Origin of the sequence: Aquiflexum sp., assembly GCF_041751335.1 — a bacterium.
GTDB lineage: Bacteria > Bacteroidota > Bacteroidia > Cytophagales > Cyclobacteriaceae > Aquiflexum.
In genome coordinates, this window is sequence record NZ_JBGSXS010000138.1 from 1 (window position 1) to 11,811 (window position 11,811).

Consider the following 11,811-nt stretch of genomic DNA (forward strand, 5'->3'; position numbering starts at 1 on the left):
CGGACCTATATCCATTTATATTGCGAAGCATATATCAACGTATTTCAATTTATATCATTAAAATTACTTCAATTCAAATAAAGCTTCAATCTCCACTGGGATATTATCGGGTAATGACCCAAAGCCTACTGCACTTCTGACACCGATTCCGTTTTCCTTTCCCCAGATTGAAGCGAATAATTCACTGCATCCATTGATTACATAAGGATGTTTTTCGAAGTCTGAGGTACAATTTACCATACCCAAAACCTTGATTACTCTTTTTACATTGTTGAGACTACCAATATTTGCCCGTATGGTGGACAGCATGGCCAAGCCTACTTGTCTTGCTGCAAGTTTTCCTGCTTCAGGATCCAGGTCTTCACCTATTCTTCCAATTATTAGGGTTCCATCCTTCTGAACTGTCCCATGGCCTGAGAGGTACAGGTATTTGCCATCTACCAAACAAGGCTTATAAACGCCTAGTGGCTTTGGAGGTGGTGGAAGTTGTAGACCGAGATCTGAGAAATTTTCTTCTGGTGTTTTCATTTTTTAAGACGTGAGAGGTGAGATGTGAGATTTGGGTCCTGATTACCAGTTGGTAGGTGAGAAAGAGAAGACGAATTGTCCACCGTGCCTGCACTATCAGTGTTGCGATGTGATAGTTTGGTGGCGGAGATTGAGTTGGGTTCAGATCGCTTCAAATTAGATTTATTTTTGGAGTTAATCTTAACAGGATTTTTAAATATGTTTATCCGCAATGATACAAGTAATTGTCATAACCAATTGACACTTTGTCAAATTTCATATAACAACGTCCTGATTCTTCTTTACATTTTATTTGTTTGGTTACAGGTAAAACCTTCAATTTTCCTCGGCAAATCTAAGGTTCACATACTTCCCTCAACATCGGTCATCCGACATCGGTCATTTTTCAGTTTTAATCCATCAAATAAAAGCATCCAAAATCATAACTCCGCCAAGCCCAACTACGGCCACAATGGTTTCCATCAATGACCAGGACTTGATGGTGTCTTTGACACTGACATTGAAATATTCTTTGAATAGCCAGAAACCTGCATCATTGAAGTGGGAAAACATCAGGCTTCCTGCACCAATGGCCAAGACCAACAAGTTAGGATCAACTGAACCGCCGGAAACCAAAGGGGCAATAATCCCTGCAGTCGTCAGGCCGGCAACTGTGGCCGAACCCACACAAACTCTGATAATAGCCGTAATGGTCCAAGCCAAAATTAAGGGGTGGACATCCCATCCTTGCAGGGAATCTGCTATGGTTTGACTTACCCCCGAATCCATCAATACCTGCTTCAGTGCACCTGCCCCAGCAATAATCAACAAAATCATCGCGACATCTTTGGAAGCAACCACATAAATATCCATCAAGGTAGGAATGGAAAATTTCATCCTGACTCCAATCGTAAAGGTGGCTATCAATAAAGAAATCAACATGACCATTCCCGGGTCTCCGACAAATTTGATATAGGGGAAAAGCCAATGCTCATTTGACATGTTCAAAGTGATGATTGTAGTCCCTATCAGCAAGAAAACCGGAAATAAGGCTGAGAAAAAGCTGTTGAAAGTCCCGGGAAGTTCTTCTTCTGGTCTGGTTTTGGCCTGAAAAGTCTCCAATGGTTTGGCATCAATATTCTTAAGGAACCTGGCAAATACAGGGCCTGCAATGATAATGGTGGGAATAACGATGATCAAGCCATATGCCAAAGTCAAACCCATATTTGCCCCAAACTGTGCCACCAAAGCCGCCGGTGAAGGATGAGGTGGTAAAAAACCATGGGTCACCGAAAGTGCTGCGAGTAATGGAATACCGACATAAACCGCAGGAAGCTTATATTGATAGGAAACTGTGAAAACCAATGGGACCAACAAAACAAATCCTACATTATAAAATAACGGGATACCTACCACCAAGCCAGTTACCATCATGGCCCAAGTCACATTCTTTACTCCAAATATAGACATGAGTGTATCTGATATCCTTTGGGCTGCTCCACTTTCTGCCACCAGCTTGCCCAGCATTGCACCCATTACTATGACAATAACCAAATCACCAAGGATTCCACCAATGCCTTTTTGGACAGAACCAGCAATCTGTTCGGGGGGAATTCCCAAAAGAAAGCCTGCAAGAATGGATGAAATCAAAAATGCTATAAATGGATTGAACTTAAGCCAGGTGATCAAAAGAATGAGTACCAAGATGCTTATGAAGACAAATACAAATGCCATAGGTTGGGTCTAGGTTAACGAAACAAGTTAAAAAATTAATCGGGATTGACTTATCGAAGTCCCCTCAATATTTTTTGGACGGTCATACTTTTGTTTATATTTTAAGGATGTAAGGAATTCTCTCTGTAGCGGGAAATGCTAGATAGTTCATTGTGGATCAGTAAATGATAGAATTAACATATATAGAACCTCTGGAGATCCCTCGTGCCTACCAATGACAGATTTCTTAGCGGCCGTCACCCTGATCCCGATGGCTATCGGGAGAAGGGTCTCTCGAGGATCAGGAAATGTATTATAAACATAAATAGAACCTCTGGAGATTCTTCGTACCTCAGAATGACGGCTGCCTAGGGGGTAACTTGATGTCATTCCTTTTCTGAACATTTTAATAATGTTAGGGACTCGGAATGACGTATCTTCCGTCTTCCGTCTTCTGTCTTCAACATTGTCATCAATCATCAAAAAGGAGTTTATTACATTATTTCTTCCTGAACCTCAAAAGATACCTTTGACTATTATCACTTAACTCGAATAAATAAAGCCCTGGAAGTAAACGCTCCACAATTTGCTCCAATTGATCTTCTTCAAAAGTGCCTGCATAATAAACATGACCAATGACATCAAAAATCTTTAAGCTAACGCGATTCTTATCTAACTCCTGTGGTATTGAAATCTGGATTTGTCCTGATGTATATGGATTTGGCCAAAGCAGTAATTTGGTTTTGAGATCGGAATTTTTGATACCTTCCAACCGAAACACTTTACTGTAACTGCTTTCTGCATTCTGATCCACCTGTTTGATCTGATAAAAAACATTGGTGGAAGTGAGCTTTTCTTTGTAAGTAAAATTATACTGCTGAATAGTTTCACTATTGCCCAATGAAGGGACTTCCCCGATCAAATGATAATTCTCAAGACCACCCACAGATCTGTAGACCAAAAATCTTTCATTATCGGATTCTTTGGCTGTGGACCAGGAAATTTGTATTTCTCCATCCTTCCATTGGGCACGGGTTTCAAGCCAAGTTACTGGAAGGATTGAAAGTTCACGATAACTTCCCACAGTAAATGTCACCCCATTAAGGTCCCCAAACTGCAAATCCCTTCTCGCCCAAAGCGTGTCGGGTTCTACACCGGGCAAATGGATTCCCGGTGCAGCCAGACCGTTGCTAACGATTCTGAGATCATCCACGTCATCTACAATCAAATTCTCCGCAGAAATTCTCATTTCAATGTTATCGGTGCTTGGAAACAAACCCGAAAATTCAAAGTAACTATTCAATTGGTACAATATAGGTGTCCCGTCCGAATCATTAAACATGGGATCCCAATTGGCTCCAGGGATTTCCATTAATCTTACCGAAAGATTTCCTCCGGGGGTATTGCCTAATAGTCTTATTTTTCTAATCCCTCCATTGTAGGAATCTTCAAAAGGAAATGTGGCATTTACAGCAGTTAAATTTGTTGGGATTTGGTTATAGTGAAATTGATGAAGATTAAGCCACTTCCCGCCAGAAAAATTATGGCTTCCTCCTCCATTTGTATTGATATGTAAGTCAAAACCACTAAAATCAACCTGACCTTGCCTCATGATAAAATTGGATTTCGTACGAAGGTCAGAAGAAAGAACCACCCTTCCTGATGGTTTATTAACTTCAATCTGCTGAAGGTCCATTTGCCAATTGACCACCTGTTGGATTCCGGTACCTTCAAACCTCAAATAAGTCGGTGCCTCCACAATATTTCCCCCTGACAACCTGGCGAAATCTCCTCCTAAAAAAATCGAATCGGGAAGAAGCTTATTGGAGGCATTTTCAAAAAGGATGTTGTGATAGGTTTTGGGATTTCCTGAAGTTGCCATTGAGGTCCTGACCAATCGCTGATTACCAATATTGGATCTGTAATAGACATTCCCTTCAAAGAGAAAATTGGAAGCATCCATAAGAGGTTCATTTCCCAATAGAACCAAATTGGCTCCGGGTTTTAGGTGGAATAGGTTCGCTGGGATAGTCATTGTCCTTCTTAAAATTTGCTGATTTGGTGAACCACTACATTCCGAAATTAGACTTGCTCCCGGTTCAATTATTAAATCACCAAATGGTCCAGTTCCATTGAACAATGCTTGATCATTGAATGAAAAAGTAGAACATGCCGGAGAACCTGTTGTATTTAGGGTTTGAAAGACTGTGCCAGATTTAATAATGAATGCTGTTGATTTAAAAGTGGCATTTACAGTTAATATCTCGCCCGGACCAGGATCGAAGACAACAGTAAACTTGCTTCGGGTGTTTTGAGCACTCCAGGAATTCCTGTCCACTACATTCCTAGAATTTCCTTTAAAAATGATCTCACCAGTTACCGGGTAAATCCAATCTGTTACAGAAATTGATGGAGTATCTCCAATTGTTTCGTAATCAGTTCCTGATCTTCTCATTAAACGGAGCGAACCAAATACTTCTAATGAAAAGGTTTGCAAATTAAGCTTTTCGCCTGTTGAACCCTCAGCATTCAAATAAACATTGTTTGCAGACTCATTGGTGGTCAACCGGATTTCATTTTGGAAATCAATAAAAATATTATTACCCATCTCAGGTTTTTCAGTAGCCGCAACCCAATTGACCCCATCCCACCTTTCCCAAACAGAAATGTCATCGTAATCCCCTGAGGCGATTGTCCTGAAATCTCCAACCTCTAAAGCAATCTGTGCACCCACCTGCTGATGGATGAAAATGGCGAAAACAAAAAAGACAATATAATTCCTATAAATTCGTACCGAATTTGTGCAAAAGCTGAAATATTTGTCTTTGAAAAAATCCATCTTTAAAAAAGTTTAGAACCCTACATGAATTTAATTTTATGACAGCTTATTTGAAAAAGTTACTACTCATTTATCCGTTTATTTATTCGGTTATTTTTTTCGCCCAGGCACAGGATTATCAAATTAGCCTGCTGACCTGTGATCCTGGGGATGAACTGTACTCCGCTTTTGGACATAGTGCGATCAGGGTATTTGACAGATCAAACGGTCAGGACTTGGTATTCAACTATGGGACATTTGATTTTAATGTGCCCTTCTTCTATGTCAAATTCACTCAAAGAACACTGGATTACATGCTCAGTCTGACAACCTATGACCGTTTTTTGGTTGAATACAATTACAATCAGCGGGGAGTGAGGGAACAGGTTCTTGACCTAAGCCCTAACCAGATAAATAAAATGGTTGAATTTCTCCAAATCAATTACCTCCCTGCCAACCGTTTTTATCGCTATGATTTCTTTTATGACAATTGTGCTACCCGTATCCGGGATGCTATGGAGGAAGTCTTGGGAGATCAATTGGACTGGAATGAAGACTTACTTGCTGAAGAAAAAACTTTCCGAAACCTGATCGATGAATATGTCTATCGGTTGGCTTGGGCTGATTTTGGGATAGACCTTGCCTTGGGTTCGGTCATTGATATTGACGCAAAAGAAAGGGAAAAACAGTTTTTGCCGGATTATATGGAGGCCGCATTTGGAAGGGCAATGATTGTAGGTGATGGTCCAACAAGACCTTTGGTGAAAGAAAATAATGTGGTCATGGAGTTTCCGGAAAGGTCTTCTGAATTGGATTTATTCAACCCCTATGCCCTTTGGTGGCTATTTGCAATCATCAGCATGGTGTTGACTTACATTGGCTTCAAAAGAAAAAAACTATTTAAAGGCTTTGATATAGCTTTCTTTTCTGTGCTTGGCCTATTGGGGCTCCTGATTGTTTTATTATGGTTCTTTACCTTTCATTCCCAGACCAAATACAATTGGAATATCCTTTGGGCATTTCCGGGCCACTTAATTCTGGCTGTTGCACTTTTGAAAAATAATACCAAAGCTTGGGTTAAAAAATATTTCTTATTTGCCATGATCATGGCCAATGTCACATTGGTATTCTGGATTTTTGGTTGGCAGTCATTTCATCCCAGTATTATTCCTTTACTGTTAGTGATTCTTCTTAGAACCAATTTCCTCTACTATAACTTTGAGAAATTTAATGTTAAGATCGCTACTTAATCTCTTATTGTTTAAACTATTTGCCGTGTGGACAATGTTATACCTTTTTTATCAGACATAAAGCATGGACTTCAAATTAGTATCGGATTATAAACCAACCGGAGATCAGCCAACAGCTATCAAGGAGTTGGTGGAAGGAGTTAATAATGGCGACCCTGCCCAAGTGCTTCTAGGGGTAACAGGTTCAGGGAAAACCTTCACTGTGGCGAATGTGATCCAGCAGGTTCAAAAACCCACCTTGGTACTGAGTCATAACAAAACATTGGCAGCACAGCTTTATGGGGAATTCAAACAGTTTTTCCCAGAAAATGCTGTAGAGTATTTTATTTCCTATTATGATTACTACCAGCCAGAGGCATTTATTCCAACCAGCGGAACTTATATTGAAAAAGACCTTTCGATCAATGAAGAAATTGAAAAACTTAGGCTAAGTGCAACTTCGGCGCTTTTGTCAGGAAGAAGGGATGTAATCGTGGTCGCTTCAGTTTCCTGTATATATGGTATTGGAAATCCGGAGGAATTTGGGAAAAATGTCATCCGACTTCAGGAAGGTGACCGGGTCCCAAGAAATCAATTGCTTTTCAAATTGGTGGATATCCTGTATAGCCGAACCAACAATGAAATGACGCATGGAACATTTCGGGTAAAAGGTGATACAGTTGATATTTTTGTTGCCTATGCGGATTTTGCATTCCGTATTTTCTTTTGGGGGGATGAAATTGAGGCAATCCAACGAATTGATCCTGCGACAGGAAAAAAACTGTCAGATGAAAAAATCATTTCCATTTTCCCAGCGAACCTATTTGTAACCGGGAGAGATGTCATTGATACGGCTATTCATGAGATTCAGGATGACCTGATGGGGCAAGTGGCTTTTTTTGAAAAAGACATGAAACTCATTGAAGCAAAAAGATTGAGGGAAAGGACGGAATTTGACCTAGAGATGATCAGGGAATTGGGTTACTGTTCGGGTGTGGAAAACTACTCTAGGTATTTTGACAGGAGACAACCTGGAACCAGGCCATTCTGTTTGATTGATTATTTTCCGGATGATTTTCTTTTGGTGGTGGATGAAAGCCACGTTACACTTCCTCAGGTAAGGGGGATGTGGGGTGGAGACCGATCACGTAAAATCAATTTGGTGGATTACGGCTTCCGTTTACCATCAGCTCTTGACAACAGACCACTGAATTTTGATGAATTTGAGAGCCTGATCAATCAAGCCATATATGTCAGTGCTACCCCAGCAGATTTTGAACTGGCAAAAACCGAAGGCGTGGTTGTAGAACAGATTATCAGACCCACAGGTCTTTTGGACCCGATCATTGCTGTGAGACCCAGTGCCAATCAGATTGACGACCTTTTGGAGGAAATAGATGAAAGAATAAAATCCGGTGACAGGGTATTGATAACAACCCTTACCAAAAGAATGGCAGAGGAATTGCAAAAATATTTGGAGAAAACAGGAGTAAAAAGCCGTTATATCCACTCAGAAGTAAAGCCTTTGGACAGGGTTGAAATCCTACGGGAACTTCGCTTAGGAGTATTTGATGTGCTCGTTGGTGTCAACCTTTTGCGGGAAGGTTTGGATTTACCGGAAGTCTCGCTAGTTGCTATATTGGATGCGGATAAAGAGGGTTTCCTTAGAAATGAGCGAAGTTTAGTACAGACTATCGGGCGTGCGGCTAGAAACGAAAACGGAATGGTCATCATGTATGCTGACAAGGTTACAGCATCCATGAAGTTGGCCATTGATGAAACAAGTAGAAGGCGAAGTCTCCAAATTGCTTATAATGAAGCGCATGGAATAACCCCAACCACCATTATCAAATCCAAGGAGAAGATCATGGGACAGACAAAAGTTGCTGATAGTAAGAAAAATGCCAAAACTTACGAGGACATGGTCAATGCAGAAACTTTGGTAGCTGCAGATCCACTGGTACAATACCTAAGCAAAGAAAAACTGGAAAAACTAATCGTCCAGACTCAAAAAATGATGGAAAAAGCAGCCAAAGAACTTAACTTTATGGAAGCAGCAAGGTTAAGGGACGAATGGCAGGGATTGAAAAATAGATTGGAGCAGATGAAGAGAGGGGTTTGAAAGGGAGATGCGAGAGACTAGATTCGAGATTACAGAGAAGAGTTGTTAGAATCAAAGCTTGTCCCGATGCAAATCGGGGAATAAAGAGACAAAGCCTGCCCAGAAAAAACCAATGACATAAATCGGAGCAGCCGTCACCCAGACGGAGGAAAGCCTGCCCCGTCCCAATAGCTACCTTAGATTCGGAGGGTCTCATGAGGATCAGTAAATGATAGATTTAAACTTAAAAAGAACCTCTTGAGATCCCTCGTACCTACCAATGACGTAATTGGACCGGCCCGTCACCCCGTAGGAAGTGTCTCATGAGGATCCGAAAATGATTTAAATAAACATAAATAGGACCTCTGGAGATTCTTCGTACCTCAGAATGACGACTGCCTAGTAGATAATCTGATGTCATTCCTTTTCTGAACATTTGTAAAATGTTGAGGACTCGGGATGACGGCTGCCTAGCTGGGAACTTGATGTCATTCCTTTTCTGAACATTATAAAAAATGTTGGGGACTCAGGATGACGGTTAAAAAATCCAAAAATGACCTTACAAGAGATACATAAAATCGCACAACAGGGAGAGGGATTGAGAGTGGAATTCAAAAAGAAAGCTGCATTTCCTGAAAAAATCGTAAAGGAAATGATTGCATTGGCCAATACTGACGGCGGGTATCTGCTGATCGGGGTGGATGATGACGGTACTGTAAGCGGTCAGCGATTTATTGAAGAGGAGGTTTTTGTGATGGAAAAAGCGATAACAGAATTCATCAAACCCAAACTAGAATATCAACTACAAGTAATTAAATTGAACCAAAAAAAGGGAGTTGCGGTATTTACCATCAGCAGATCCAATAACAGACCACATTTTTTAATGGAAGAAAATAGAAAGAAAGCATTTGTTAGGGTAAAGGATAGGAGTATTCAGGCAAGTAGGGAAATGTGGGAAATTCTTAGAAGAGGAAAAATTCAAAAAGACATGGTTTTCACCTATGGCGAAAAAGAAAATATTTTGATCAAAACGCTGAGTGATAAAGGTAAGATTACCCTCAAAGAATTTCAGAATTTGGCCAAACTCCCGAGATTTTTAGCCTCAAAAACCTTGGTCCGCCTTGTTTTGGCCAATGTCATACGAATAGTTCCCCAGGAGCTTGAGGATTTTTATATTCTCAAAGAATCATAAAGGTAAAGCTGTCCCGAATTTTTGGTTGAATCCGGCTATCCCCTGTAACCCTCCTGTATGAAGGGCCAATAAATGGGATCCTATCGGAAAAAAGTCCTCCCTTATAAGCTCCATGATCCCAAACATCATTTTTCCAGTATAAACTTGATCCAAAGGAATTTGGAATTGGCTGTAAAACCAACGTATAAAATCAATCAATTCCAGATTTGTTTTTCCATAGCCTCCAAAATGGAATTGATTGAAAATCTGATAATCACCTGAAGGATTGATGTTGAATTTCGACAATAGCTTACTTATTTCATCAAATATGAAATCCCCTTTTAAGGCCGAAAATCCCAAAAGCTTTTGATGTGGAGCAATACTATCCATCAACCCTGCAAAAGTACCTCCTGTTCCGATTGAGGTAGTTATATGCGAAAAGTCAGATGTCAATTTATTTAATATTTCCTTTGTCCCCTGAATGGCCAATTGATTAGTTCCTCCTTCGGGAATCACGTAAAAATCTCCGAATTCTCCTTCCAGCTTATTTATTATTTCCACATCATTTTTTCTTCTATAATCTTCCCGATTCATATAATGCAATTGCATACCACATGACTGCGCAAAAGAGAGCGTTGGATTTAGGGGATGGTGTTCATCCCCACGGATCACGCCGATAGCATCAAAACCCAATTTTTTAGCGGCGGCTGCCACAGCAAAAATATGATTGGAATAGGCTCCTCCAAAAGTCAAAAGAACTGATTTTCGTAGTCTTTGTGCTTCAATCAGATTGTATTTCAATTTAAAAAATTTATTACCTGAGGCCAATGGATGTACTTGATCCAGTCTTTTGATGGACAGACGAATGCCTTTTTCCTTCAACAAAGGAAAATCAAGTTCTTGGGTCTCTATTTGGTTGGGGATTAACAACGCTCTCAAGTAATAAAACTCCAAATAGCAAAAACTTTATCAAAAGCCCTTAATTTTGCATCATGAGAAATCAAATTGAACCTGAAAATTTTGAAGAGGACGAAGAAGTTGAACTATTTGAACACCACAGTTTTGTGATAGACAAAGGACAAAGTTTGCTGAGGATAGATAAATTCCTTACTGACAAAGTAGCCAATTCAACTCGAAATAGGGTTCAGAATGCCATAGAAGCAGGCAATGTTCTGGTGAACGGAAAACAGGTAAAACCCAATTATAAAATCAAGCCTTTGGATGAAATCAAAGTGTTTATGGAAAAACCGGTGATGCATTCTGAAGTACTTGCAGAACCCATTCCGCTAGATATCATTTTTGAGGATGACTACCTTTTGATTATCAATAAACCACCGGGAATGGTTGTCCATCCTGCCCATGGCAATTGGACCGGAACACTCGTCAATGGATTGGTATATTATTTCAATCAGCTTCCTACCTTACCGGGAAATAGCGGTAGGCCCGGGCTTGTACATAGGATAGATAAAGACACCTCAGGACTTTTGGTAATTGCCAAGTCAGAAATAGCCATGACAGATCTGGCAAATCAGTTTTTTCACCACAACATAGATAGAACTTATCTGGCTTTGGTGTGGGGAGAACCTAATGAGGATGAAGGCACAATCATTGCCCATGTTGGTAGAAGTCCCAAAAACAGAAAAGTCATGGAGTCCTACCCTGATGGTTCACAAGGAAAGCATGCCATTACCCATTGGAAAGTCATCAAAAGACTACGCTATGTCACTTTGGTTCAATGTAACTTGGAAACAGGCAGAACCCATCAAATACGGGCCCACATGAAACATATTGGACATCCCTTATTCAATGATTCCATGTACGGAGGAGACAAAATCAGAAAGGGAACCCAATTTGCCAAGTACAAGACTTTTATACAAAACTGTTTTGACCTGATGCCAAGACAAGCACTTCATGCTAAATCCCTTGGCTTTGTTCACCCCATCACGAAGGAAAGAATGTACTTTGAAACACCCCTACCAACTGATTTTGAGGGGGTCCTTGAAAAATGGGAAAACTATGTCAAATATGAAAATTGAGGGAATTTGGGATTTTAAAGTTGGATATTCGATCAAATAAAAACTTAATTACCATTGCTGAGTTTTCAAAACCGAAGGCTTCGAAATCGATTTAAAATAATTACTTTTTAAAAAATTCTTGTTTTTTTACAAAAACTGTAAATTTTAGCTAATATTTTTACATAATTATAAAAAGTTAAGTTTTCTTGTTAAATTTGTAATGTTAATAACAGCACTGAAATTAAATTCATTGCAGT

9 protein-coding genes are annotated in these 11,811 nt (G+C 40.0%); 4 read left to right on the forward strand and 5 right to left on the reverse strand.

The genetic code is table 11. The features are described from left to right. Positions 1-63 precede the first annotated feature (63 nt). From ACEW8U_RS07395 to ACEW8U_RS07410, 4 genes are all read right to left on the reverse strand, one after another. Positions 64-528, reverse strand: a complete 465-nt coding sequence (locus ACEW8U_RS07395) for a RidA family protein (RefSeq protein ID WP_373521397.1) — start codon at positions 526-528, stop codon at positions 64-66. Between the two features lie 399 nt (positions 529-927). Next, positions 928-2,241: a gluconate:H+ symporter gene (locus tag ACEW8U_RS07400; RefSeq protein ID WP_373521398.1), complete on the reverse strand. Its 1,314-nt coding sequence runs from the start codon at positions 2,239-2,241 to the stop codon at positions 928-930. 147 nt (positions 2,242-2,388) lie between these two features. Then, positions 2,389-2,700, reverse strand: a complete 312-nt coding sequence (locus ACEW8U_RS07405) for a hypothetical protein (protein WP_373521399.1) — start codon at positions 2,698-2,700, stop codon at positions 2,389-2,391. 19 nt (positions 2,701-2,719) lie between these two features. After that, entirely contained in the window at positions 2,720-5,059 is a 2,340-nt protein-coding gene (locus ACEW8U_RS07410) for a T9SS type A sorting domain-containing protein (protein WP_373521400.1), read from the reverse strand. Positions 5,060-5,097: 38 nt separating this feature from the next. Between ACEW8U_RS07410 and ACEW8U_RS07415 the strand changes: the two genes are divergently transcribed. The 3 genes from ACEW8U_RS07415 (at position 5,098) to ACEW8U_RS07425 (ending at position 9,560) form a co-directional block, all read left to right on the forward strand. Next, positions 5,098-6,288 carry a DUF4105 domain-containing protein gene (locus tag ACEW8U_RS07415; RefSeq protein ID WP_373521401.1) on the forward strand — a complete coding sequence of 397 codons (1,191 nt, stop codon included), beginning with the start codon at positions 5,098-5,100 and terminating at the stop codon, positions 6,286-6,288. 64 nt (positions 6,289-6,352) lie between these two features. Further along, positions 6,353-8,389: an excinuclease ABC subunit UvrB gene (gene uvrB, locus ACEW8U_RS07420; protein WP_373521402.1), complete on the forward strand. Its 2,037-nt coding sequence runs from the start codon at positions 6,353-6,355 to the stop codon at positions 8,387-8,389. A gap of 532 nt (positions 8,390-8,921) precedes the next feature. Then, positions 8,922-9,560, forward strand: a complete 639-nt coding sequence (locus ACEW8U_RS07425; RefSeq protein WP_373521403.1) for a helix-turn-helix domain-containing protein — start codon at positions 8,922-8,924, stop codon at positions 9,558-9,560. On the opposite strand, the gene ACEW8U_RS07430 is transcribed toward ACEW8U_RS07425, so the two are convergent. Further along, positions 9,555-10,493 (reverse strand): 1-aminocyclopropane-1-carboxylate deaminase/D-cysteine desulfhydrase, encoded by a 939-nt coding sequence (locus ACEW8U_RS07430; RefSeq protein ID WP_373521404.1) that lies wholly within the window; start codon positions 10,491-10,493, stop codon positions 9,555-9,557. The two genes, ACEW8U_RS07425 and ACEW8U_RS07430, sit on opposite strands and share 6 nt — an antisense overlap. A 38-nt stretch (positions 10,494-10,531) precedes the next feature. Here ACEW8U_RS07430 and ACEW8U_RS07435 point away from each other — a divergent pair, with 38 nt between their 5' ends. Further along, positions 10,532-11,575, forward strand: a complete 1,044-nt coding sequence (locus ACEW8U_RS07435; RefSeq protein ID WP_373521405.1) for an RluA family pseudouridine synthase — start codon at positions 10,532-10,534, stop codon at positions 11,573-11,575. The last annotated feature ends 236 nt before the right edge of the window (positions 11,576-11,811 follow it).

Excerpts from the sequence above, each read along its gene's own strand:
- ACEW8U_RS07435 (WP_373521405.1), top strand. The coding sequence starts at position 10,532 with ATGAGAAATCAAATTGAACCTGAAAATTTTGAAGAGGACGAAGAAGTT.
- uvrB (WP_373521402.1), top strand. The coding sequence starts at position 6,353 with ATGGACTTCAAATTAGTATCGGATTATAAACCAACCGGAGATCAGCCA.
- ACEW8U_RS07400 (WP_373521398.1), bottom strand. The coding sequence starts at position 2,241 with ATGGCATTTGTATTTGTCTTCATAAGCATCTTGGTACTCATTCTTTTG.
- ACEW8U_RS07410 (WP_373521400.1), bottom strand. The coding sequence starts at position 5,059 with ATGGATTTTTTCAAAGACAAATATTTCAGCTTTTGCACAAATTCGGTA.
- ACEW8U_RS07415 (WP_373521401.1), top strand. The coding sequence starts at position 5,098 with ATGACAGCTTATTTGAAAAAGTTACTACTCATTTATCCGTTTATTTAT.
- ACEW8U_RS07405 (WP_373521399.1), bottom strand. The coding sequence starts at position 2,700 with ATGATTGATGACAATGTTGAAGACAGAAGACGGAAGACGGAAGATACG.
- ACEW8U_RS07425 (WP_373521403.1), top strand. The coding sequence starts at position 8,922 with ATGACCTTACAAGAGATACATAAAATCGCACAACAGGGAGAGGGATTG.
- ACEW8U_RS07395 (WP_373521397.1), bottom strand. The coding sequence starts at position 528 with ATGAAAACACCAGAAGAAAATTTCTCAGATCTCGGTCTACAACTTCCA.